The 24,219-nt window shown below is 72.6% G+C and carries 13 protein-coding genes and 1 pseudogene; 5 read left to right on the top strand and 9 right to left on the bottom strand.

From position 1 onward, the window contains the following. The first annotated feature begins 439 nt into the window (after window positions 1-439). Window positions 440-1,603: a methyltransferase domain-containing protein gene (locus tag ACFYR0_RS00070; protein WP_389319746.1), complete on the top strand. Its 1,164-nt coding sequence runs from the start codon at window positions 440-442 to the stop codon at window positions 1,601-1,603. 64 nt (window positions 1,604-1,667) lie between these two features. Here the strand turns inward: ACFYR0_RS00070 and ACFYR0_RS00065 are convergent, their stop codons facing one another. From ACFYR0_RS00065 to ACFYR0_RS00030, 8 genes and pseudogenes are all read right to left on the bottom strand, one after another. Continuing rightward, entirely contained in the window at window positions 1,668-2,162 is a 495-nt protein-coding gene (locus ACFYR0_RS00065) for a hypothetical protein (RefSeq protein ID WP_389319743.1), read from the bottom strand. Between the two features lie 13 nt (window positions 2,163-2,175). Then, a complete protein-coding gene (locus ACFYR0_RS00060) occupies window positions 2,176-8,592 on the bottom strand; it encodes an RHS repeat domain-containing protein (RefSeq protein ID WP_389319740.1) in 6,417 nt (2,138 codons plus the stop codon). Between the two features lie 86 nt (window positions 8,593-8,678). Beyond that, entirely contained in the window at window positions 8,679-12,986 is a 4,308-nt protein-coding gene (locus ACFYR0_RS00055) for a LamG-like jellyroll fold domain-containing protein (protein ID WP_389319737.1), read from the bottom strand. A 92-nt stretch (window positions 12,987-13,078) separates the two neighbouring features. Beyond that, on the bottom strand, window positions 13,079-14,353 hold the full coding sequence (locus tag ACFYR0_RS00050; RefSeq protein WP_389319734.1) for an RNA polymerase sigma factor: 1,275 nt from the start codon (window positions 14,351-14,353) through the stop codon (window positions 13,079-13,081). Window positions 14,354-14,394: 41 nt separating this feature from the next. After that, on the bottom strand, window positions 14,395-14,757 hold the full coding sequence (locus tag ACFYR0_RS00045; protein WP_389319731.1) for a YciI family protein: 363 nt from the start codon (window positions 14,755-14,757) through the stop codon (window positions 14,395-14,397). 239 nt (window positions 14,758-14,996) lie between these two features. Then, window positions 14,997-16,061 (bottom strand): LCP family protein, encoded by a 1,065-nt coding sequence (locus ACFYR0_RS00040; protein ID WP_389319728.1) that lies wholly within the window; start codon window positions 16,059-16,061, stop codon window positions 14,997-14,999. 39 nt (window positions 16,062-16,100) lie between these two features. Further along, window positions 16,101-16,448, bottom strand: a pseudogene (locus ACFYR0_RS00035) (cellulose binding domain-containing protein); the annotation flags it as partial. A 404-nt stretch (window positions 16,449-16,852) separates the two neighbouring features. Next, window positions 16,853-17,929 (bottom strand): LacI family DNA-binding transcriptional regulator, encoded by a 1,077-nt coding sequence (locus ACFYR0_RS00030; protein ID WP_389319725.1) that lies wholly within the window; start codon window positions 17,927-17,929, stop codon window positions 16,853-16,855. Window positions 17,930-18,058: 129 nt separating this feature from the next. On the opposite strand from ACFYR0_RS00030, the gene ACFYR0_RS00025 reads away from it, so the two are divergent. The 4 genes from ACFYR0_RS00025 to ACFYR0_RS00010 are packed head-to-tail and all read left to right on the top strand — an operon-like array spanning window position 18,059 to window position 23,612. Further along, window positions 18,059-19,396 (top strand): ABC transporter substrate-binding protein, encoded by a 1,338-nt coding sequence (locus ACFYR0_RS00025; protein ID WP_389319722.1) that lies wholly within the window; start codon window positions 18,059-18,061, stop codon window positions 19,394-19,396. Beyond that, window positions 19,393-20,364, top strand: a complete 972-nt coding sequence (locus ACFYR0_RS00020) for a carbohydrate ABC transporter permease (protein WP_389319719.1) — start codon at window positions 19,393-19,395, stop codon at window positions 20,362-20,364. Before ACFYR0_RS00025 ends, ACFYR0_RS00020 begins: the two co-directional genes overlap by 4 nt. A 4-nt stretch (window positions 20,365-20,368) precedes the next feature. After that, window positions 20,369-21,274: a carbohydrate ABC transporter permease gene (locus tag ACFYR0_RS00015; RefSeq protein ID WP_389319716.1), complete on the top strand. Its 906-nt coding sequence runs from the start codon at window positions 20,369-20,371 to the stop codon at window positions 21,272-21,274. 25 nt (window positions 21,275-21,299) lie between these two features. Then, entirely contained in the window at window positions 21,300-23,612 is a 2,313-nt protein-coding gene (locus ACFYR0_RS00010; protein ID WP_389319713.1) for a glycoside hydrolase family 3 N-terminal domain-containing protein, read from the top strand. 69 nt (window positions 23,613-23,681) lie between these two features. Here the strand turns inward: ACFYR0_RS00010 and ACFYR0_RS00005 are convergent, their stop codons facing one another. Beyond that, window positions 23,682-24,074, bottom strand: a complete 393-nt coding sequence (locus tag ACFYR0_RS00005; protein ID WP_389319710.1) for a hypothetical protein — start codon at window positions 24,072-24,074, stop codon at window positions 23,682-23,684. Window positions 24,075-24,219: the final 145 nt, after the last annotated feature.

Here is a 24,219-nt window from a genome sequence, read left to right as displayed (position 1 = left end):
CTCCCCCGGACCCCGGGCCGCCCGCTCCCCCGGACCCCGGGCCGCCCGTTCCTCCGGGCCCCGACCCACCCGCCCCACCGGACCCCAGACCACCCGCTCCCCCGGACGCTGGGCCGACCGTTCCCCCGGACCCCGACCCGACCGTTCCCCCGGACGCCGGGCCGACCGCTCCCCCGCGCCCCGACCCGACCGTTCCCCCGGACGCCGGGCCGACCGCTCCCCCGCGCCCCGACCCGACCGTTCCCTCGGACGCCGGGCCGTCCGCTCCCTCGGGCCCCGGGCCGTCCGTCGCCCCTTCGGGCGCGACCCCAGGCGCCCGGCTTTTGTCATTTTGTCCCACTGCTCGCATGGAGCCGGATCCTCGCAGCAGCCCGCCCCGGACCCCCGCCGACACCGCCACCGCGGGCGAACCGTCCTCCGGCTGGCCCACAATGAGCCGGTGAACGAGCTCGACGCCCTGCTGACGCCCGAAGGCCGTGCCCTCCTCGACGAGGTGCGTGACACCGATCCCGCGCAGGAGCTGGCCGTGGCCACGCGGCTGCGCCGCGAGCACCCCGCGGAGCTGGTGTCCGCCGCGCTGGGACAGGCACGGCTGCGGCAGCGCGCGGCGGCGAAGTTCGCGCCCGGGGACGCCGCGCGGATGTTCTTCACGCCCAACGGCGTCGAGCAGTCGACCCGGGCGAGCGTGGCCACGTATCGCGCGCGGCGGTTCGGGGAACTCGGCGTGACCTCCGTCGCCGACCTGTGCTGCGGCATCGGCGGGGACGCGATCGCGCTGGCCCGCGCCGGCATCCGCGTCCTCGCGGTCGACCGCGACCCGCTCACCGCGCGGGTGGCCCGCGCCAACGCCGAGGCGCTCGGGCTCGCGGACCTGATCGAGGTGCGCGAGGCGGACGTCACCGAGGTCGACGCCTCCGGGTACGACGCCGTGTTCGTGGACCCGGCCCGGCGCGGCGGACGCGGCCGGATCTTCGACCCGGAGGCCTACTCGCCGCCGCTCTCATGGGCCGTGCAGGCCGCGGCGAAGGCCCCGCACGCCGCCCTGAAGATCGCCCCCGGCGTCCCCCACGAGGCGATCCCCGCCGAGGCCGAGGCCGAGTGGACCTCCGACGGCGGGGACGTCAAGGAGGCCGTGCTGTGGTTCGGCACGGAGCCGGGTGCCGTGCGCGCGACCCTGCTCCCCGGCCCGCACACCCTGCTCGGCACCGGCCTGCCCAACCCGCCGGTCCGCCCCCTCGGCCGCTACCTCTACGAGCCCGACGGCGCCGTCATCCGGGCCCACCTGGTCGCCGACGCCGCCGCCGCGCTGGACGGCGGCCTCGTCGACGAGACCATCGCCTACGTCACCTCCGACGCGCTGCGCCCCACCCCGTACGCCACCGCCTACGAGATCACCGACCAGCTCCCGTTCAACGTCAAGAGGCTCAAGGCGCTGCTGCGCGAACGCGAGGTCGGCGTGCTGACCGTGAAGAAGCGCGGCTCGGCCGTCGAGCCGGAGGAACTGCGCAGGAAGGTCAAGCCGCAGGGGCGGAACGCGGCGACGGTGTTCCTGACGCGGGTGGCGGGCGCGCCGACGATGCTCGTGGGGCATCCCGCCGGGTGAGAACACGGAACGGGCAGGACACCGCCTCCTCGGCGGGTGTCCTGCCCGTTGCCTGTGCGGCCGGTCAGTCCATGCGCAGGTCCTCCGGCAGCAGGTGCCGGGCCGTCTCTAGGAGTCTCTCCCGGCGCGCCGGGACGGGCTCCGCCTCGTACAGGACCCAGTAGGCGAGCAGGGCGGTGCCCGGAGCCCGGCCGGAGAGCACCTCCTCGTACAGGGTCCAGATCCCGGCCCGCGCCGCGTCCCTGCACGCCTCCGCGATGTCCTCGTCATCCACGACGACGAACGAGGAGAGCAGGTCGAGGAACTGGTGCCGGGCCGCCGGGGCGACCCGGGGATCGGCCAGCCCGGCCATCAGCGCCCGGGCGACGGGGACGGCGGTCTCCGTCGCCCAGCTCTCCTGGATCACGTGGAACTCGATGTCCCTCGGCACGGCCTCCTCGGGCGTCCGTGCCCGGGCCATCCGCAGCAGTTCCGCAGGAACGTGCGACGCGGATGCGCAGCTGTGGCAGGGCAGCCGGGCCCAGTCGTGCAGGCCCAGCTCCAACTCCATGGCGTCCATCGCTCGCGTCTCCCTAGAAGAACTGGTGGAACCAGATGCCGCCCTCCTGAGGAACGGCGCCCGATTCAAACTGGAACGGGGACCCGTAGTCCACCTGACACCTCCTGCACACCTCCTTCATCACCGCCACCAGGTGGCCGCCGACCTCCTCCTTCACCGTGTAGGCGATGGTGAACCGCACCTTCGTGGGATCGCCTCCGAGGGCGTGCACGACATTGCCCTCGGCGCAGTAGCTGGGGCCGGGCTTGCATCCGCCGGACTGGGCGAGGGCGATGTCCCCCGTCTCGGTGTTGTAGCCACCGACGTAGGTCTTGCCCTTCTTGCTCCTGGAGTAGTTCCTGAGGGCGAACCCGGCGACCTGCGACGACGCCTTCTCCATCTGCTCGGCGTGCGTCCAGCCCGCGGGGGCCTTCTGGACCTCCACCACGGGCGCGCTCTTGCCGCCCGCGCCGCGCGGGCTGACCCGCGGCGGCGGGGTGACCCGCGGCGCCACCCTCGGCTGCTCCGCCTTCTTCGCCGCGCCCGAGAACAGCTTCCCGAGCGCGCCCTTGACGACCTTCGCCACGGTGCCGGGCTTGGAGGCCACCTTCGCCGCCCCGCCCGCGCCGGAGGCACCCGGCATGAACGGGACGAGGAACTTCCCGATCCAGTGCGCGACGTTGTACCAGGCGCCGCTGTACTCCGGCCCGCGCACGGCCTTGTAGACGCTGAAGGGGCCCTTGCCCGCGCGGTCGTTCTTGACCTTCTGGGCGTTGTTGTCGGTCCAGCCGAGCCGGTCGGTGACCGTGTAGACGCTCTCGGAGAAGTCGTAGTAGCCGTCGACCGCGCCGTTCCAGAAGCCGGACGTGGTCTTCTTGCCCTTGTCGACGAGGTCGTCCAGCCACTTCCACTGGCCGTTGGCGTCGCTGAAGGTGACGGGCGAGTTCTCGGCGTACGCGTAGCCGTTGAGCTGCTGCGGGTCCGTGAGGTCCATGACCGGGTCGACGCTGATGAAGCGGCCGGTCGCGCTGTCGTACTCACGGGCGCCGAGGTGGGTCAGGCCGGTGTCGGCCGAGTCGTCGGTGCCGCCGACGAACGCCTTGCCGCCGGGCCAGTCCGCCGCCGCCGTGCCGCGGGCGCCGCCGAAGGGCAGCGTGCGGCGCTGGGTCAGCCGCTGGGTGGCGGCGTCGACCGCGAGCTGGCCGGTGCCCTGGTGGTCGGCGATGGTGAAGGCCACCGAGCCGTCGTCGGACTTGACGGCCTGGTGACCGCCGCCGAGCGGGAAGTAGCGGGTCGCCTTCGGCTTGTCGGCGCCCTTGGTGAGGGTCAGCTCGGTGTGACCGAGGTACAGCGTGGTCTTCGAGCCGGTACGGGCGATCAGGCGGCTGCCCTCGGCGCCGTAGAGGTACTCGGTGACCTTGCCGGACTCGGTGACCTTGGCCAGATGGCCCTCCGCGTCCCACTCCAGCGACTGGCCGGGGCGGACCGTGGTGTTGCCGGTCTCGTCGTAGTCGAACGACTCCTTCGTGGACGTGCCGTCGGGGCGGCGGGTGGTGACCGAGTCCAGGCCGTGCGGGTGGGCGCTGCCGGGCGCCGGGTAGGCGTAGACGCGCTCGGTGTCCTTGGCGCTGTCGCCCGAGAGGTCGTGCCGGGTCTCGGTGAGACGGTTGCCGGACTTGTCGTAGCCGTAGGACTGCCAGTACGGCGCGGGACCGCCCACCGTGGCGCCGGACGGGGCGGCGGCGCAGGTCTTGGTGCCCTGCGTCCACGCCTCGGTCAGGCGCTGGAGGTGGTCCAGGCGGAAGCACTGGGTGTCGGTGCCGGAGCGTGAGGTGTCCGAGACGGACAGGATGTTGCCCGCCTCGTCGTACCGGTAGGTGTTGAACCGGTCGACGCCCGCCACGTCCTGGCGGTCCACCCGCGAGGTCGCCAGGCGCTGGGTGCCCCACTCGTAGGTGTTGGTGACCTGCACCGGCTTCGCACCGGCCGCGTTGCCGTACATCTTGTGCTGGAGCGGCTTGCCGGTGCTGGAGTAGCTGGTGTCGGCCGTGAAGCCGTCACCGAGCACCGAGACGGGCCGCAGCGTGTCCGCCTCGTAGGAGTACGAGTAGCCGCCGCCCGGCAGTGAGCCGGCCGCGGACCAGCTCACGCCCTTGACCAGGCCGGACGGGTTGTAGGCGGTGCCCGTCTGGTACGTGCCGGCGAGGGCGCCCTCCTTCTCGGGGACCACGAGCGCGGTGCGCACCGGGCGGTAGAGCTGGTCGTACTGGGTGACCTTGGAGGTGTACGCGGCGCCGCCGGCGTAGCGCGTGGCCTCGGCGAGCAGGCCCTTGGCACCGCTGACGGTGTCGTACGTCCACTTGGCGCGCAGGGCGCCGGTGGCGGAGCCGTCGCGCAGTTCGGTCTGCCGGCCGAGGCCGTCGTAGACGTGCGCCAGGACCGTGTCGCGGGAGTCCTTGGTCGTGGTGAGCAGGCCGCGGTCGTCGTAGGTGCGGATGGTGGTGCCCCGGTCGGGGTCCTCCGTGCGGGTCTCCCGGCCGCGCTGGTCGTAGCCGTACTTCCAGACGTTGCCCGCCGGGTCGGTGACCTTCTCCAGCTGGCCCTTGGCGGTGTAGGCGTAGCGGGTGGTGTCGTAGGGGGCGTCGGCGCTGCGGGTGTGGTGCTGGCGCAGCTCGGTGACCTGGCCGCCGGCGTCGGCGATCGCGGTCGTGGCGGTGCCGCCCTCCGGCGGGATCACGGTGGTGCGGTCGCCGCCGTAGATCCGCCGGGTGATGCCGAGGACCGCGCCGCCGTCACCGTTGCCGGCGACGTCCCGGGTCTCCGTCTCGCGGCCGAGCCCGTCGTAGGTGTGCCAGGTCTGGGTCTCGACGGTGAGCGCGTCGGCCGGCTTGAACAGGCCGCGGTTCGGGGCCTCCTGGTCGTTGTAGTAGGGCGCGAACGACCGCGCGGCGAGGCCCCGCTCGTCGTAGAAGACGTCCGTGAGGACACGGCCGCCGTTCGGGCCGGGGCTCTGGGTCTGGCGCTCGCGCAGGAAACCGTCGTAGAGGACGTACGAGGCGCGCTGGCCGCCGTTGTCGTCGAGGGTCTGGGTGCGGATGGCGACCGGCTTGCCCTCGTCTACGAAGTAGCCGAACTCGTAGTTGGGGGTCTGGCCGGTGCGCCGGTCGGGCAGCCAGATCCTGTGCGAGCGGCCGAGGGCGTCGTACGCGAACTCGGAGCGCTTGCCGTTGGGGTCGACCTGGGCGGACGGGCGGCCGCGCAGCGGCTCGAACTCCGTCACCGTGGACTGGGCCGTGGAGGCGACGCCCGGCGTGGCCGGCGGGGTCGTCTCGGTGAGCTTCGCCGGGATGCCGGTGGCCGGGCTGTACGCCGTGGTCGTGGTGCGGCCGTCCTTGCGGGCGGTGCGGACGGGGGCGCCGGTGCCGGTGAACTTCACGTCGGCCGTGAGGTCGGTGGTCGTCAGACGGCGCCCGTAGGAGTCGAAGGTGGCCTTGGACTCGATGTATGTGGCCGTGGTGCCGTCGTGGCTCTTGAGGGTCGCGGACGCGGTGGCGTCGCCCTTGGTCGCCGCGGCGCCGTACTCGCCGCCGTCGTAGGCGGTCCGGACGTCGGAGACGACGTCCTCGGCACGGTCGGGCGTGCGGGAGCAGTTGCCGAGGACGGTCTCGGTGCGGGCGACGAGGTCGAGGTCGCCGGGCACATAGGTGGTGCGGGTGCAGCGGTCGTCGCTCGCGGTGGTGGTGTCACCGAGGTCGTCGACGCGGGTGACCCGGCCGGTCGCGTCGTCGTACTCCGTCTCCGTCGCGGTCGTCTTCCACGAGGAGCCCGCGCCGGCGTCCAGGGAGGTCCAGGACGAGGTCCGGGCGGTGCCGGAGTAATTCGCGGTGACGGTGCCCCAGTCGCGGGTCTTCTTGGCGGTCTGGTGGTACCAGGGCCTGCTGACGGTCCTGGACAGGACCTTGCCGCCGACACCCGAGTACTGCACGGTCTTGTAGGCGAAGCCCGCCGTCGACTCGTGGTCGGCGATGGGGTCGCCCTCACCGGCGCCGAGCGTGACGGACACGTCCTTGGTACCGCCGGAGGTGTTCTCCCGGTCGCCGTCCATGCCGCGCAGGAAGTACGTGTCCGCCTGCGACTTCATGGCGCCGCCCTGGCCGCCGGACCTGACCCGCACCTGGCCGTAGCCGCGCCACTGCGACCACGTCTTGTGCTTCTGCTTGGTCAGGCCGTCGTCGGTGTCGAAGTGCCAGGCCGCGCCGCCCAGGTACTCGTACTGGGTCACCGCGTCGGGCGCGCCGCCCGTGCGGTCGGTCTTGGTCGTCGAGGTGACGACGTACTTGTTGAACCACTGCTTCTCCGGCGCGTCGTCGGCGTCGCCGCCGATGAACTGCGGGAAGCAGCGGGTGGTGTTCTTCTCCGGCACCGGCAGCGCGTCGAAGGAGCAGACGGGCGCCGAGTAGTTGATGTCGACCTGGCCGCCGTACTCGTCGGCGACGGTGGACAGCCGGGACTTGATGAACGGCGCGTAGCCGTCACCGGTCCTGTCGAGCCTGTTGGCGAGCTGGGTGTAGCCGAAGGTGGTCTTCGGCAGGGTGATCGCCGGGGTCGCGCTGTGCCCGGTGTGCTGGATGGAGTCCAGCAGCAGCTGGTAGTCGATGTCGGCCTTGCCCCAGCGGTGGCCCAGCGTCCAGGAGTCGACCTTGGCGGGGGCGTCGCCCTTGAGCACCTCGGTGGTGATGCCGGTCAGCCGCTTGCGGGTGAAGAAGACCGGGGACAGCCGCCCCTTGTCGCACTCCTTGCCCTCGTCGCAGTTGAGGTCCCAGGGCGTGTCGTACCAGTAGAAGGCGTCCTTGCCGATGTCGGCGCAGGTGGTCTTCGAGTCCGGCAGACAGCGCTCGGAGGTGCTGAGGTCGACCCGGGCGAGCGCCTTGGCCGTGTACGCGTCGGAGGACTTCAGGCCGTACTCGATACGGTCCAGGGAGCCGCCGCGCACATAGCGGGTGTCGTCCTTGGCCTTGAGGTTGCGGCCGTAGGAGTTCTTCTCCTGGTCGTAGTAGTAGGCGATCGCGTTGCCGTGCGGGTCCTCGACGTGGTCGAGGTTCCAGCGCCAGGCCTGCTGGCACCAGGAGTCCGCGAAGGCCGCCTTGTGGCAGGGCTCGTCGGCGTCGTCGCCGAAGACCGGGACCGTCCAGGTGGAGTCGGTGGTCTCCTTGCCGGTGGCCCAGCCGGGCAGTCGGTTGTACCCGAAGTAGTAGCGGACGCCGTCCGGGGCGGTCAGCCGCCAGTACTCGCCGTCGTTGTCGCCGTTGCCCCGGTCGTCGGAGCGCAGGCGCTTGACGCGGGTGCCGTCGTCCTGCTTGAAGCGGAAGTCGTCGGCGCCGGTGGGGACGAGTTCGCCGCCCTTGCCGTTGAAGGTGATGAAGGCGTTGTCGTAGCCCCAGCACAGGTCGCCTGGCTTGTTGACGCCGTCGGCGGCCTTCTGCCCGTCGTCGGCGCACGGCTTGTAGCGCCGCTCGATGTAGCCGGACCACAGGTCGAAGCCGTCACCGACCCAGGAGGACTGGTTGTTGGTGGTGCCGGTCCGTCCGTCGATCCGGCCCGACTGGTACGACACCCCGAGGTCGGGTGACAGCCCGCCCGGGACGTCCGGCACGGGGATGTCGTAGGACCAGCTGAAGTCACCGGTGTTGAGGTCGGTGTCCCAGGTCGCCGAAGGGGACAGCTGGGTGGCGGTGTAGTCGCCCTTGCCCGCGGTCTCCTCGGCGGCCGCGACGGCCGCGAAGAGGGTCGGACCGGAGGACCGCAGGGCGAGCTTCGGGGCGGTCAGGGTGCGCCGCTCGGTGTCGTTGACCGTCTCGACGGGCGTCGCCGTGCCGCACTTGGCCCTGATCCCCTTGCCGGCCCGGTCGAGGGCGCAGCCGGGGAGCCGGACCAGGGTGAGGCGGGAGCCGAAGCCGCCGCCGTAGGCCTCGGCGAAGGAGGAGTAGTTCAGGCTCGCCCCGACCGAGGCGGGCGTACGGCCCTTGCCGCCGGCCGCGTCGAGCGTGAACAGCACGCCGTTCACCCCGGCGCGCTCGGCCGCGGCACGGCCCAGGACACGGGCGGTGACGGAGGCGGGAGCGGTCGCGGCGGCGGAGCGCGCGAGGCGGCCGCTCGTGCGCGGGCCGGTCACGTCGACCAGGTCCGCGCCCTCCTTCGGCCAGGCCGCGCTGGGCCTGGTCCGGGGCGTCCTCGGTTCCCGGGTGAGCGCGCGGGGCTCGGCCTTCAGGACGTCCTCGCCCTTGACGGGCTTCTCGGCCGAGGGCAGGCCGGGCAGGTCGTACCGTGCGTCGGGGGTGGTCGCGGAAGCGGCCGCGGTCTGCAGCACCGAGCCCACCATGACGGCGGACAGGGTCAGCGCCACCCGTCGTCGGACCGCTTTACGCAGTCGCGACCTGGATGTTCCAGACATGAGTGATCGTCAATCCTCGTGGGAGGTCACCGGCCCGCCCCGAGCGGGGCGGGCCGGTGAAGGAAGAGAAGGAAGTGCGGGCGGCGTCAGGCGCCCGGTACCTCGGTCGGCAGGTCGAACCACGTGGCGGCGAGCTTCTCGACCTGTTCGTCGGTCAGCGCGCCCTGGAAGGCCCACACGTCGTCGACCAGACCCGGGAAGTACTCGCCGTAGCCCGTACCGGACTTGGCGCGGCCGATCTGGAAGGACTTGGCCGCCTTGAAGGCCAGCGTGTTCTCCGCCCAGGAGACCCGCTCGGCGCAGCCGCCCTGGTCGGCCTCGCCGTCGCCGTCCGCGTCGCCGCAGGAGACCGCCTGGAGGTTGCCGTTGACGTACAGCCTCGCCTGCTTGGCGAAGCCGTCGTAGACCACGGCGAGGTGGTTCCAGTCGCGTACGTCGAAGAACTCGCTGTTCTCCACGCGCACCACGGTCGCGTCCGCGCCGTCCTGGTCGGCCACCGCCAGCTCCCAGCGGCCGGGCCCTTCGGGCTTCGCGTCCGGCACGAACCGGACGGCGAACGCGCTCTGGGACGAGCCCTCCGCGCTGAGCAGGGTGACCCCGCCCTTGGGCACGGCCGCGGCCTGCGCCCAGCCGGTCACGGTGTAGCTGGCGCCGGTGTCGACGGGGACCGCGGTGGTCGCCGCGTGGCCCGTGACGCCGTCCAGGTCCAGGCTGCCGGAGTCGATGAAGGCGGAGTCCGACTTCTTCGCGCCGCCACCCAGGGTGAGCGCGCCGCCCCCGGTCACCGCGTCGGGCGTGGTGACGGTGGAGGTGCCGGCCGTCTCCTCGAAGTTCCAGCGGCTCTTGACGAGGGGCCGCTGCTGGAAGATCTGGCGGACCTCGTCGTCGGCGACGGGCCGGTCGAAGAGCCGTACGTCGTCGATCGATCCGGGGAAGTGGTCGACGATCTTGCCCGTCCAGACGGCCCGCCCGATCTGGAGGGCGCCCTGTGCCTCCCAGGTCCTCGGCGCCGCGTCGGTGCCCTGGAGCCGCCCGTTGACGTAGAGGCGGATCTGCCGGGCGGTGGCGTCGTGGACGGCCACCAGGTGGGTCCACTCACCGGGCCGCGCGGGCTGGGTGCCCCGCACCACCTGCTCGGTGATGTTGCCCGCCTGGACGTCCTCCAGCGAGGTGCGCAGGCTCCAGGTGTTCGGCGAGGCCTCGTAGGACAGATAGAACGGGCTGTAGTACGTGCCGTTCTGGCTGACCACCGTGCGGTTGCCGGTCACGCCCGGATTGAGCTTCGCCCAGGCGGAGACCGCGTAGGAACCGGCGGTGTTGAGCACCGGCCGGTCGGTGGCCGCGTAGCCGGTGCTGCCGTTCAGGGTCAGGGCACGGCCCGCGACCCCTTCGGCGCCCGCCGTGGCACCGCCGTTCAGCGTCAGCGGCTGCTCGGGAGCCGCGCCGGCGGTCTCGGTGGCGCCGGCGGCCTCGTCGAGCGGGAAGACCGCCCGGGCGGGACGTCCGCCGGTGAGCTCCTGGTCCTGCTGGAGCCGTGCCGCCTCGGCGGCGCTCAGGGCGCGGTCGAAGATCTTCAGGTCGTCGACCGTGCCCGGGAAGTAGGCGCCCGGCTTGCCGTTGTAGCTGCCCGCGCCGATCCGCAGGCCCCGGCGGGCCTCCCAGGCGGTGCTGTACGCGGTGGAGCCGGAGAGCTTGCCGTTGACGTACAGCCGTAGCTGCTTGGCCTTGCCGTCGTAGACCCCTGTCAGATGGGTCCACTCCCCCGCCTTGGCGTCCCCCGGTGTGGCCGCCATGGCGCGGGCGACGGAGGCGTCGGCCGTGTCGGCGGTGTACTGGTTGAACACCCAGCGGTCGTAGTACTGGGAGTAGTACAGCTCGAAGCCCGGCGAGTGGTTGCCCGGCTGGGCGGCGATGATCGCCGCGGCCGGGGGCATCCTGTCGAGCCGGGCCCAGGCGGCGACGGAGAAGCTGTCCGAGGTGTCGACCACGGTGAGGTCGGAGTCGGCGTACCCGGACTTGCCGTCGGTGTGCAGGGCGGTGCCCTTGCGGCCCTCGGCGCCGAGGGCCGCGCCGCCGGTGAGGCGCACGGTCCGCGGGGCCGTCGTGCCGGCCGCCTTCGCGGCGCCGGCGCCTTCGTCGAGCCGCCAGGCCGCGCGGTCGGGCTGACCCGCCTTGACCCGGAACTGGTAGGTGCGGATCTCGGAGCCGTTGCCCGCGGCGTCGAAGGCCTGGGCCGTGACGAAGTTCAGGCCCGGCCTGGACGGCAGCAGCTGCACGGACTTCCCGGCACCGCCGCTGGTGGTGATCTGCGTCGAGCCGGACGGGTCGGTGTTGAACCCGTAGCGGTAGCGGACCACGTCCGTCTCGGGCGAGTCGAGGGCGAAGCCGCCGTACTGACCCACGCCGTCGTACCAGGGGTCCTCCGGGTCCTCCGGGTCGGAGGCCGGGTAGTGGCCCGAGGAGATCGAGGGCGCCTTGGGCACGCTGTTGTCCTGGACGAAGTAGCAGCCCGTCGCGGTGCCGGAGTGCGACCACGGGGAGTACTGCGCCCCGTCGTAGGACCGGACGGACCAGCTGACCCGCTTGTTCTTCGGGATCGAGGACGGCAGCGCGACCGAGAAGCCGGAGCCGGACTTCTTGTACGAGGTCAGGGCGGGCTTCCAGCGGGCGGTCCAGCCCTTGCCGTCACCGGCGTCCCAGGCCGCCTCGAACTCGACCGCGATGTTGTCGCCGTCGGGGTCGGTGACGCCGTTGGCGTAGATCTTGCCCAGGGTGCGCACCCGGGGCTCGCTGGTGTGGGGCTTGCAGGTGCCGCCGTACTCCATGGTGAGCTGCGACATCTTCACCTGCGGCGGCGGGCGGTTGTACTTCACCCGCAGGAACGCCTTGTCGGAGAAGCGCTTCCAGCCGTACCGGTCACTCTCGCTGCCGGCGCGCAGGCCGAAGGTCATCGACGACCACTTGCCGTTCGCGGCCTCCTGCACCGCCGCCTTCACGTCGAACTCGGCGTCCTTGGCGGCGCAGCCGCTGAAGCCGTACGCGAAGGACGACGAGCGCAGCTGCTTGATCCAGAAGCCGGACTCGTTCTGCGAGTTCCAGGTGGTCGAGGAGGAGATGCCCTTCGTCCGCCACAGCTCGACCTCGCGGTCCGAGCAGGACGCCGACCAGGTGTTGCGGACCACGAACTCGGCGGACAGGATCGTCCGGCCCGCGTACGCGGAGGTGGGCACCTGGTAGAAGAGGCGCTTGGTGTCGTTCGGGGCGCAGTAGTCCCAGTTGCAGTAGCCCATGCCGGCGTCCGGCTTGCCGTTGAACTTCCACTGCGGGGAGGATGCCCAGTACTTCGACGCCATCGTCCACGAGGTCGCGCGCGGCGAGTACCACTGCGGGTCGATGAAGACCGGGTACTCGGTGTTCCTGCCCTTGAGGACGTCGGCGTCGGGCGTGAGCACCAGCTCGCGTCCGCCGGGCGGCAGTTCCACGCCGACCGGGGCGAGCTTGGCGGTCTCGCCGGGGCCGGTGTCGGCCGCGGCGGCGGCCACGGACGGGCCGATGCCACGGCGCTGCGGCGCGGTGGCCGCCCCGCCGGTGACTGCCGTCCTGCCCATGGCGGTCTTGTCGCCGCTGACAGGTGCGCCGCCGCTGGAGTCCCACATCAGTGGCTTCGGCGCCTCGAACACCGCGTTCCCGGCGCCCTTGTCGACCGCTGCCAGGCCGCCGCCCGCGGTCTCCTTCACGTCCATGCCGTCGGCGGCCAGCTTCAGCCGCAGTTCGGCGAGCGCCGGACTGGCCGCCGCCTGGGCGCTGTTGACGACGAGCAGCTGGGTGAACCCGTCCTCCTGCGCGCCCATCCGCAGATCGACGTCCGGCAGGACGTCGCGGTACGTCGCCGTGGCGCCGTCCAGCCGGGGCGCGGGCAGTGTGCCGGGCCAGGACAGCGCGAGCCGCCGGCCGGCCTTGTCCATCCGGACCAGCGGCACCTCGGTGCCACCGGCGGAGAACTCCAGCCCGATCGTCGCCACCTTCGGCGCGACCGTGCCGTGGCCGGTCGGCGCCAGCTCCGTGTCGACCGGCTTCCATTCGCCGTCGACCCGGGCTCGGACGGGACGCAGGTGCTCCCGTCTCTCCAGATCCCCTTCGGGGGTTACGAACACCTCGGTGCTCTCACCGCGCAGTGCGGTGACCTCCACGCTTCGGCCGGTGCGTACGGCCTGCTCCCGCGCCTGCCGTTCGGTCAGCGGAGCGTTCCCGGAAGTGGTCAGCTTCCGGGTGTCCGTTGCCGGCGAGTCGGCGGCCGCCGTCGCGGTGGCGGGCAGCAGCCCGACCGCGAGTGCGGAGCTGAGAGCGATTGCGATGGTTCCCCCGACGCCGCGCATGAGCGCATGCGTCTGCATCTTCACGTTCCCCCACATCATGAAAAACGTATGAAATTATTGTGGTCGGGGGGAACTTAACATGATCTACGGAATGTCCCGCGAGGTCCCCTCTACGGCAACTCCCCCGCCCGGCGCAGCAACAGCTCGCGCTCCCGCTCGTTGCGCGCGAGCCCCGCGGCCCGTTCGAACTCCGCCCGCGCCTCGTCCGTACGGCCGAGGCGCCCCAGCAGGTCACCGCGGACGCTGGGCAGCAAGTGGTAGCCGCGCAGGGCGGGTTCGGCGGCCAGGGCGTCGACGATCCGCAGCGCCTCGGCGGGGCCCTCGGCCATCGACACGGCCACGGCCCGGTTCAGCTCGACCACCGGTGAGGGGGCGCGGGCGGCGAGCATCCCGTAGAGCGCGGCGATCCGCGCCCAGTCGGTCTCCTCATAGGCCGCGGCCCGGGCGTGGCAGGCGGCGATGGCGGCCTGGAGGGCGTACGGCCCGAGGGCGCCGCCCTGTTCGACGGCGCGCTCCAGGGCGGCGAAACCGCGCCGGATCAGCAGCCGGTTCCACAGCCGCCGGTTCTGGTCGGCGAGCAGCACCGGCTCCCCCTCGGGGCCGGTCCGCGCCGCCGTGCGCGAGGCCTGGAACTCCAGCAGGGCGGCCAGACCGTGCGCCTCGGCCTCCTTGGGCGTCAGCGCGGCCAGCACCCGGGCGAGCCGCAGCGCGTCCTCGCACAGGGCGGGGCGCAGCAGGTCGTCGCCCGTGGTGGCCGCGTAGCCCTCGTTGAAGATCAGGTAGATGACCTCCAGGACCGAGCCGAGGCGGGCCGCCCGGTCCTCGCCGTACGGCACCTCGAAGGGCACCCCGGCCTTCGCCAGGGTCCGCTTGGCCCGCACGATCCGCTGCGCGACGGTCGCCTCCGGCACCAGGAAGGCGCGGGCGATCTCGTCCGTGCGCAGACCGCCGACGAGCCGCAGGGTCAGCGCGGTGCGGGCCTCGGCCGACAGCAGCGGGTGGCAGGCGGTGAAGATCAGCCGCAGCACGTCGTCGTCGATGTCCCCGGGGCCCGAGGGCTCGGGGTCGTGCGACGCCTCGGTCAGCTCGCGGCCGGCCTCCGCGAGCTTGCGGGCGTACGTCTCGCGCCGCCGCACCAGGTCGACCGCGCGATGCTTGGCGGTGGCCGTCAGCCAGGCGCCCGGCCGGTCCGGGACGCCCTCCGCGGGCCACTGCTCCAGGGCGGCGAGCAGCGCGTCCTGGGCGATCTCCTCGGCGATGCCGACGTCCCGGACGATCCGCGCGACCGTGGCGATGATCCGCGCGGACTCCAGCCGGAAGACGGTGTCGAGGGTCCGGGCCACCGAGCCCGGCGGACCGGCCCCGTCCGTGCTGTGTGCCGTCACGTCTCACATGACAGCACACGGCACCGACAACGGCCGTGGGCTCAGAGCCCGGGCTCCTCGACCTCGCGGACCTCCAGGCCCACCAGCCACTCCTTGGGGTGGACCTCCAGGAAGCGCTTCCCCCACTCGACCGCCTCGGCCATGTCCTTGCACTGCATCAGCGCGTAGCCGCCGACGACCTCCTTGGTCTCGGTGAACGGGCCGTCGGTGCAGGAGAGCTCGCCGTCCGACCAGGTGATCCGGGTGGACTCGGCGGTCGGCTTGAGCCCGGCGGTGTCCAGCATCACGCCCGCCTTGGTGATCTCCTCGAACAGGGCGCCCATGCGCTGCTCGAAGCCGGGGTCGGCGGACGCCATGTCGATGGTGCCCTCCTGGATACGGACCATGGACAGGTAGCGGGGCATGGTGACTCCTCGTGTCTCCGGGCGGGGTCCGTCCCCGCTCTCACCCATGCGTCGAACGGGAGACGGCCGGATCGACATCGTCGCCAGAATCTTTTTCGCGCGCATGGCGAACGGGTTCGCACGCACCCGCGGGGAGGACGCGCGCACCCCTCGGAGCGCGGGCGGGCACCCGCCTCGAATCCGCCCGGAGGGGGGCCGCCCCGCACCCACCGGAGCCAGGCCCTTCCGGAAGCGCCTTCTCAGCGCAGGGACTCCCACAGCCGCTCTGCCTCGGGCTCGTCCGCGACCACCCGGTTGCGGTCCCAGGGCGCCGGGACGACCGGCATGGTGACCGTCTCGACCGTGTCCGCCGACAGTCCCGCGAGGCTGCGGCCGAGACCCGTCAGCTCGGTGAGCGAGTCGAGGCCGGTGTCGGTGGTCAGACTGCCGGTCACCGTGTCGGCGACCCGGTAGAGCCGGGCGGGGTCGGTGAACAGGCCGCCCTCGGAGATGCGCGCCAGCAGGGCCGTGACCAGCTGCTGCTGGAGGCCTATGCGGCCGAGGTCGCTGCCGTCGCCGACGCCGTGCCGGGTGCGGGCGAGGGCCAGGGCCTGCTCGCCGTCCAGCAGATGGGTGCCCGCCGCCAGCTCCAGATGGCTGTCCTCGTCGTCGATGTCCTCGCCGGTGGTGACGGTGACCCCGCCGACCGCGTCGACCAGCGCCGCGAACCCGGCGAAGTCCAGCTCGACGTAGTGGTCCATCCGGGCCTCGGTGAGCTGCTCGACGGTCTTCACCGCGCACACCGGCCCGCCCAACTCGTAGGCCGAGTTGAACATCGCCGCCTCGCGGGGCGCGCTCTCGCCGCCGGACGGCAGCGGGCAGGACGGGCGGGCGACGAGCGTGTCGCGCGGGATGCTGACCACCGTGGCCGACGTACGGCCCGGGTCGACATGGACGATCATCGCGGTGTCGGAGCGGCCGCCACCGCCCTCCCCGCCGCCGAGCCGCCGGTTCTCCGCGCCCGTGCGGGTGTCCGAGCCGAGGACCAGGATGTTCAGGGCGCCGCTCGGCACGGGCGGGCCGGACGGTGACACGGACGGGGCCGTCATGGGTCTGGGCGGACGGTCGTCGCCGAGGGCCTGGTCGATGTCGACGCCGGTGATGTTGTCGCTCAGCCGCCAGTACGCCCAGGCGGCCGTGGCACCGGCCAGCAGCAGCGCTCCCGCCAGAGTGAGGCCGGCGGTCCTCAGCACTGCCGACCGCCGGCCCGCTCTCGCGCCCTCGTCCTCGTTCCCGGTGGTTCCGTTCTCCTGGTGACCCGTCACATACAGGAACGTACGTCCGAAATATTACGGGCGGGAACGTCACTCCGGGATTTCTAGGGAGAATCTCATCTTCCGGGGCCGGGGTTCAGCCCAGGGACACCACGGCACCGGATTGCCGCCGTTCCAGGAGGCGTTGAACCCGAAGGTCACCGAACCGCCGTCGGGGACCGTGCCGTTGTACGAGGCGTTCGTGCAGGTGACGGCCGCGCCCGACTGGGGGCAGTGGGCGTTCCAGGCCCGGGTGGGGTTCTGTCCGGCGCCGAAGGCCCAGGTCGCCTTCCAGGAGGACAGCGCGGCACCGGCACAGGAGATCTTCACCTGGCCGGTGAAGCCGGAGTTCCACTGGTTGACCACGCCGTAGGCCGCCGTGCAGCCGGTGCCGGGGGTCGGGGGCGAGGTCGCGCAGCGGGGTGCCGGCGGCCTGCGCGCCCGGCGCGGCGGACAGCAGCGCGCCGAGCGCGGTGAGGCCGGTCAGGGCGGACACGAGGCCTGATCTCAGAAATCGCGGTCGGGTGGAGCGCATTGCGGGCGCCCCCGAAAGTGTCGAATGTTTCGGTGGTGCAACCGATTGGCTTCGGTGGAGTGTGGAGGGCCGGATCCACCCGTCAATACGTCAACTTCCGGCCACCTGGGTCCCGGCCGTACCGGTCGGCGCGCCCCGCCGCGCGCCTCAAGCCCCGTCGCCCCACCCGCACGCGGTACGCCCCGCGGCGCGCCTCAGGCCCCGCTCCCCCGCGGCGCGCCACAGGCCCCGTCGTCCCACCCCCGCGCGGTACGCCCCGCGGCGCGCCTCAGGCCCCCGGCGTCCCGCCCCCGGCCCCGCCCGGCCCGGCCGTGCTGCTGCGCACCACCAGGCTGGTCGCCAGCTCCACCCGGGTCGTGGCCGGGGCCATGTCGTCGCCGCGGCCCAGCTCCAGCACCAGCCGGGCCGCCGCCTCGGCCATCTCGGTCAGCGGCTGCCGCACGGTCGTCAGCGGCGGCCCCACCCAGCGGGCCACCGGCAGGTCGTCGAAACCGACCACACTGAGGTCCTCCGGAACCCGGAGCCCCAGCTCACGGGCGGCCTCGTACAGGCCGAGCGCCTGGAGGTCGTTGCCCGCGAAGACGGCGGTGGGCCGGTCGGGGCGGCGCAGCAGCTCAAGGCCCAGCCGGTAGCCGGACTCGTGGTGGAAGTCGCCGGTGACGATCAGCTCCGGGTCCACCGGCAGCCCGGCGGTCTCCAGCGCGGCCCGGTAGCCGTCGACCCGGGCGCGGCTGCACATCATCCGCGAGGGCCCGCTGATCGCGCCGATCCGGGTGTGGCCGAGTTCCACCAGGTGCCGGGTGGCCGCGAGGCCGCCCTGCCAGTTGGTGGCCCCGATCGAGGGCACGTCGGCGCCCGGGTCGCCCGCCGGGTCCATCACCACGAACGGGATCGAGCGGCTGGTGAGCAGCGCGCGCTGGGACTCGTCCAGCTCGGACAGCACCAGGATCACACCGTGCGGGCGGCGGGCGGCGACCTGGTCGGCCCAGGTCCGGCCGGGGGTGAGCCGCCCGGCGATCTCGGAGAGGACCACGCTCAGCCCGGCGTCGCGGGCCACGTTCTCCACCCCCCGGATCACCTCCAGCGCCCACGCGCTCTCCAGCTCGTGGAAGACCAGGTCGATCAGCGGGGAGCGGCTCGCCTCGGCACGGCGGCGCCGGTAGCCGTGGGTCCGCAGCAGTTCCTCGACACGCAGCCGGGTCGCCGGGGCCACATCGGCCCGCCCGTTGAGGACCTTCGAAACAGTCGGGGCGGACACACCGGCCTCGCGGGCGATCTCGGCGAGGGTCGCGGTCTGCGTCGAGCGAGCCGCCATCTGGGTTTCGGCGGATTCCGGAGCTGTCATGCCGACGATCGTATCGCTGCGCGCGGTCTTGACGGACCCCTCCTGCCGCCATACGTTCCCGGAACATTCGTGATTCAGCTCGAATCTTTCGCCATTCCTTTCGTTCGACTCTCCGGGAGAGGTGCTGTCATGGGGTCCACCACTCCGTCCCACGGCGGACGCACGTTCAGCAGGCGCCGAGTGCTCGGCGCGGGTGCCGCGACGCTGCTCGGCTCCGCCCTGGCCGCCTGCGGCGACGGCGACGGCGGTGCGGGCGGGGGCGGCGACACGCTCACCGCCCTCGTCTACGGCGACGACGCGGTCAAGGTGCAGCAGGCCGCCGTCGACCGGTTCAACGCCTCGGCCGCGGCGAAGAGGGCGGGCGGCAGGGTCAGGCTGGAGAAGGTGCCCGGCTCGGACTACTCGCCCAAGCTGCGCACGGCCATGGGCTCGCCCGGCGCCCCCGACCTGTTCTTCAACTGGGGCGGCGGGTCGATCAAGGCGTACGAGGAGGCCGGCAGGCTGGTCGACCTCACCGGCGTCATCGAGTCCGACCCGGTCCTGAAGGACGGCTTCCTGCCCGCCGTGCTCGCCGCGGGCGACCTCGAGGGCCGCCACTACGGCATCCCGATGCGCGGTATGCAGCCGGTGATCCTCTTCTACAACAAGGCCGTCTTCGCCGAGCACGGGCTCCAGCCGCCCACCACCTGGGACCAGTTGCTCGACAACAACGCCAAGCTCAAGAAGGCCGGCATCACCCCCTTCGCGCTCGGCGGCTCCGACGTATGGCCGGAACTGATGTGGCTGGAGTACCTGGTGGACCGCATCGGCGGCCCGGAGGTCTTCCGGCGCATCCAGGACGGCGACGCGGAGGGCTGGGGCGACCCGGCCGTCCTCAGGGCCGCCGAACTGGTCAGGGAGCTGATCGACGACGGCGCCTTCGGCTCCAGGTTCACCTCGGTGTCGTACGTCAACGGCGGGGCCCCGGCCGTCTTCGCCAAGGGCAGGGCCGCCATGCATCTGATGGGCTCCTGGGAGTACTCGACTCAGCTCGGCAAGTTCCCCGACTTCGCCGGGAGCGACCTGGGCTGGGCCGCCTTCCCCCAGGTCGACGGCGGCACCGGGGACGCGCGCAACGTCGTCGGCAACCCCACCAACTACTGGTCCGTCAACGCCCGTGCCCGCAACAAGGACACCGCGATCGCCTTCCTCAGGGAGTGCGCCTCCGAGGCGTACGCCAAGGACCTCATCGCCAACGGCGACGTGCCGACCACCTCCGGCGCCTCGGCGCTGCTGGCCTCCGCGCCCAACCCCGGGTACGCCCGCTTCCAGTACGAGACGGTCGAGCAGGCCCCCGCCTTCACGCTCTCCTGGGACCAGGCCCTCGGCGACGAGCTGGGCACCCGGATGCTCACGGAGATCGGCAAACTGTTCGCGGGCAAGTCCTCGCCCGACCGGTTCGTGTCCGCCTGCAAGGGCCTGAAGTGACCGCCACGAGACCGGACTCCCCCGGGACGGGCACCTCCACCGCGGGCACCGCAGGTCCGGGCGCGCCCGGCGCGGACACCTCCCGGGCCGGTGCCGCGCGGACGAGGGCCCACCGCCCCGTCCGCGCGGGCCGCCCGCACGCCGCCTGGGCCCTGCCCGGCGTGCTGTTCTTCGCCTTCTTCGCCGTGGTCCCGATGGCCCTCGCCCTCTATCTGTCCTTCACGTCCTGGGACGGCCTCGGCGACCCGGTCCCGGTCGGCCTGGACAACTGGCGCAAGCTCCTCGACGACCCCCGCCTCGGCCAGTCCCTGAAACTCACCGTGCTGCTCACCGTGGCCAGCTGGCTGTTCCAGACGGTCGTCGCGCTGCTGCTCGGTGTCTGGGCGGCCGGCCCGCAGCGCAACCGGGCGGTGCTGTCGGCGGTGTTCTTCGTGCCGCTGCTGCTGTCCTCGACCGCGGTCGCGGTGCTGTTCCACGCCCTGCTCGACCCGAACTTCGGCGTCATCCGGCAGGACACCCTCGGCTCGTCCTCGGGCGCCTTCCTGGCGATCGTGTTCGTCGGCGGGTGGCAGTTCATCCCGCTGCACACGCTGATCTACCAGGGCGGCGCCCGCCAGATCCCGCGGGTCCTCTACCAGGCGGCCGCCATCGACGGCGCCGGCCGCTACCGCCAGTTCCTCTCCGTCACGCTGCCGCAGCTGCGCCACACCTTCACGACCTCCACGGTCCTGATCGTCGTGGGCTCCCTCACGTACTTCGAGACCGTCCTGATCCTCACCAGGGGCGGCCCCGGCACGGACACCGCGATCCTGCCGTACCTGATGTACGAGGCGGGCTTCCGGACGTACGACTTCGGCTACGCCAGCGCCATCGCCTCCTTCCTGGTGCTGGCCGCCACCGGACTGTCCCTGCTGCTGGTCGGGCTGACCGGCTTCGGCGGCATGCGCAGCACCCGCGAAGGGATGTGACGAGGTGTCCCACGACACGCTGCCGCGCCCGGCGAAGGCCACGGGTCCCGCGCCGCCGCCCCCGCACGGACCGCGCCGCGGGCGCCGCCACTGGACCCGCCGCGCCAACCCGGTCGCCGGCGCGGGCGCGCTGATCTGGCTGGTGATCGTGCTGATCCCGGTCTACGCGATGCTCTCCGCGTCCCTGACCGGCCCCGAACAGGCCCTCACCGGCAACCCCCTCACCCCGCCCACCGAGCCCACCCTCGACAACTACAACACCGTCCTGAACAACGGATTCGGCCATCTGCTGGCCAACACCGCGATCGTCGCGGTGAGCGTGGACGGCATCGTCCTCGGCCTGTGCGTGCCGCTCGCCTACACCGCCGTGCGCACCCGGACGCGCTGGTCGGGCGCCGCCTTCCGGCTGTTCCTGATGGGCGTGGCGATCCCCGCGCAGGCCGTGGTCGTGCCGCTGTACCTGCTGATCGCCGAACTGGGCCTCTACGACAGCCTGCTCGCGGTGATCCTGCCGACGGCCGCGTTCGCCATGCCGGTCTCGGTGCTGGTCCTCGTCGGCACCCTCCGGGACATCTCGGAGGAGCTGTACGAGGCGATGGCGCTGGACGGGGCGAGCCCGCTCAGGATGCTGTTCCGGCTCACGATCCCGCTGGCCAGAGGCGGCATCGGCACGGTCGTCATCTACTCGGCGCTCCAGGCCTGGAACGGCTTCCTCTTCCCGCTGATCTTCACCCAGTCCGACGGCCCCCGGGTCCTCACGCTCGGACTCTTCACCTACGTCAGCCAGTTCGGGGTCGACGTCCCCGCGCTGCTCGCCTCGGTCGTCCTCTCCGGCATCCCGGTCTTCGCCGTCTATCTGGTGGCGCGCCGCGCGCTGGTCAGCGGCCTGATGGGAGTGGGCGGCAAGTGAACCACTCGACCCCGACAGGAGTCTCATGACCACCGCCGCATGGCGTGACACCGCCCTGCCTCCCGCCGACCGTGTCACCGACCTGCTCTCCCGGATGACCCTGGAGGAGAAGACCGCCCAGCTGTACGGCGTCTGGGTGGGCGCCGGGACCGACGGCGAGGGTGTCGCCCCGCTCCAGGACCAGATGGGCGCCGGCCTCACTGACGAGGACTGGGCCGAGCTGATCACCCGCGGCCTCGGCCAGCTCACCCGCCCCTTCGGCACCGCCCCCGTCGAGCCGGTGGCGGGCGCCCGCTCTCTCGCCGCCGCCCAGCGCCGGATCGCCGCCGCGGGACGCTTCGGCATCCCGGCCCTGGCCCACGAGGAGTGCCTCGCCGGGTTCACCGCCTGGGGCGCGACGGCCTACCCGGTGCCGCTCGCCTGGGGCGCCACCTTCGACCCCGCCCTGGTGGCGGAGATGGCCCGGCGCATCGGGCACGACCTGCGCTCGGTCGGGGTGCACCAGGGTCTCGCGCCGGTCCTGGACGTCGTACGCGATCCGCGCTGGGGCCGGGTCGAGGAGACCATCGGCGAGGACCCGTACCTGGTCGGCACGATCGGCGCCGCCTACGTCGGGGGCCTGGAGTCGGCGGGCGTCGTGGCCACGCTCAAGCACTTCGCCGGGTACGCCTCCTCGGCGGGGGCGCGCAACCTCGCCCCGGTGCGGGCGGGGGTGCGGGAGTTCGGCGATGTGACGCTGCCGCCCTTCGAGATGGCCCTGCGCGAGGGCGGGGCACGGTCGGTGATGGCCGCGTACAACGAGACGGACGGGGTGCCCGCCACCGCCGACGCCCGGCTGCTGACGGAACTCCTGCGGGAGGAATGGGGGTTCACCGGCACGGTCGTCTCCGACTACTTCGGTGTCGACTTCCTGCGCACCCTGCACCGGGTGGCCGCCGACCCGGCCCAGGCCGCGCACACGGCCCTCGCCGCGGGCGTCGACGTCGAACTGCCGACCCTGGACTGCTTCGGGGCGCCGCTCGCCGAGGCCGTGCGCGCGGGCACGGTCCCCGCGGAGCTGGTGGAGCGCGCGGCCCGCCGGGTGCTGCTCCAGAAGTGCGAACTCGGCCTGCTGGACGAGGACTGGCGGCCGGAGCCGGCCGGGCCGGTCGACCTCGACTCGGCGGCGAACCGCGCGCTGGCCCGCCGGCTCGCGGAGGAGTCGGTGATCCTGCTCGCCAACCCGGACGGGGTGCTGCCGCTCTCCCCGGACACCCGGATCGCGGTCGTCGGCCCCCGGGCGACGGACCCGCTGGCGATGCTCGGCTGCTACTCCTTCCCCTCCCATGTGGGTGTGCAGCACCCGGAGGTGCCGATGGGCATCGCCGTCCCGACGGTCCTCCAGGCGCTGCGCGGTGAACTCCCGGACGCCAAGCTGACGTTCACCGAGGGCTGCGGGGTCGACGGCCCGGACACCGGCGGCTTCGAGGAGGCGGTCGCGCGGGCGGCCGAGGCCGACGTCTGTGTGGCGGTGCTCGGCGACCGCTCGGGCCTGTTCGGACGCGGCACCTCGGGCGAGGGCTGCGACGTGGCGGATCTGCGACTGCCCGGTGTGCAGGGCGAGTTGCTCGACGCGCTGCTGGCGACCGGCGTCCCGGTGGTCCTGGTGCTGCTCACCGGGCGCCCCTACGCGCTGGGCCGCTGGCAGGGCCGGCTGGCGGCGACCGTGCAGGCCCACTTCCCCGGTGAGGAGGGCGGCCCGGCCGTCGCGGGTGTGCTCTCGGGCCGCGTGAACCCCTCCGGGCGGCTCCCTGTCAGCGTCCCGCGCGGCCCCGGCGGACAGCCCTGGACCTACCTCCAGCCTCCGTTGGGCCTGGCCGGTGGGGTCAGCAGCCTGGACCCGACCCCGCTGTACGCCTTCGGGCACGGCTGCTCGTACACGTCGTTCGACTGGAGCGACTTCGCCGGTGGCACGGACCTGGCCACGGACGGCGGTTGCGAGCTGTCGCTCACCGTCCGCAACACGGGAGAGCGGGCCGGCGCCGAGGTCGTCCAGCTCTATCTGCACGACCCGGTGGCCTCGGTCACCCGCCCCGACGTCCGTCTGGTCGGCTACCGGCGGCTGGAGCTGGAGCCGGGCGCGGCGGCCCGGGTGACCTTCCGCTTCCACGCCGATCTGTCGTCCTTCACGGACGCCCGGGGGCGGCGGATCGTCGAGCCCGGCGAACTGGAGCTGCGGCTGGGCCCGTCGAGCGCGCAGACCCTCCATCACGCCCGGCTGCGACTGACCGGCCCCGAGCGGCAGTTGGGCCCGGACCGTCAACTGCTGTGCGGGACAAGGGTGTCGGAAGTGCCCTGACCCGCGCGTACGACTGCCCGGCCGGAGCCGTCCGGCCGGGCAGGGTGTTCCCCCTGAGCGCTGTGCGGATCAGATCTGGAAGAAGACCCGGGAGAACGTGCCGGGGATGCCCTGGCTGGAGCCTGCGGCGGAAACCGACACATTGGTGTAGCTGACGGCGACGAGGACCACGCGCTGCCCACCCGGGCAGGTGAGCGTGCTCGTCGGCGGCGACAGCGTCAGCGAGCCGGTGACCTGGCCGTTCTTGCCGGAGGTGAAGTCACCGCTGGCACTGACGGGGCCGCTGGCCTGCGTCTTCTTGGGATCGCTCGGGAAGTTGCCGCCGTTGTTCTGGCAGGCGTAGGTGGCGGTGGCGTTGGCGGAAGCCGTGACGGTCGTCGTCACGGTGTCACCGAGCCCCGCGATCTTGAAGTTGACCGAGAGGGTGCCGCTGCCGCTCGGGCCGCTGGCACTGGCACGCACGAAGTGGGCGCTCGCCGATCGCGACGCCGCGGAGGTCCATCAGAAGGGCCCTAGGGACTGTGTGATGTCGTGATCAATCTTGCCGATCCGGGTCTCCTGGTAACGGGGATTGGGTAGGAAGGCGATCGTGACGCGCAGGCAACTC

The organism is Streptomyces sp. NPDC005017 (assembly GCF_042873115.1).
GTDB lineage: Bacteria > Actinomycetota > Actinomycetes > Streptomycetales > Streptomycetaceae > Streptomyces.
Note: the sequence above shows the minus strand (reverse complement) of the source record. Positions and strands in the feature narration are given on the sequence as shown.

Excerpts from the sequence above, each read along its gene's own strand:
- ACFYR0_RS00065 (WP_389319743.1), bottom strand. The coding sequence starts at position 2,162 with ATGGACGCCATGGAGTTGGAGCTGGGCCTGCACGACTGGGCCCGGCTG.
- ACFYR0_RS00060 (WP_389319740.1), bottom strand. The coding sequence starts at position 8,592 with ATGTCTGGAACATCCAGGTCGCGACTGCGTAAAGCGGTCCGACGACGG.
- ACFYR0_RS00055 (WP_389319737.1), bottom strand. The coding sequence starts at position 12,986 with ATGCAGACGCATGCGCTCATGCGCGGCGTCGGGGGAACCATCGCAATC.
- ACFYR0_RS00045 (WP_389319731.1), bottom strand. The coding sequence starts at position 14,757 with ATGCCCCGCTACCTGTCCATGGTCCGTATCCAGGAGGGCACCATCGAC.
- ACFYR0_RS00030 (WP_389319725.1), bottom strand. The coding sequence starts at position 17,929 with ATGACAGCTCCGGAATCCGCCGAAACCCAGATGGCGGCTCGCTCGACG.
- ACFYR0_RS00025 (WP_389319722.1), top strand. The coding sequence starts at position 18,059 with ATGGGGTCCACCACTCCGTCCCACGGCGGACGCACGTTCAGCAGGCGC.
- ACFYR0_RS00010 (WP_389319713.1), top strand. The coding sequence starts at position 21,300 with ATGACCACCGCCGCATGGCGTGACACCGCCCTGCCTCCCGCCGACCGT.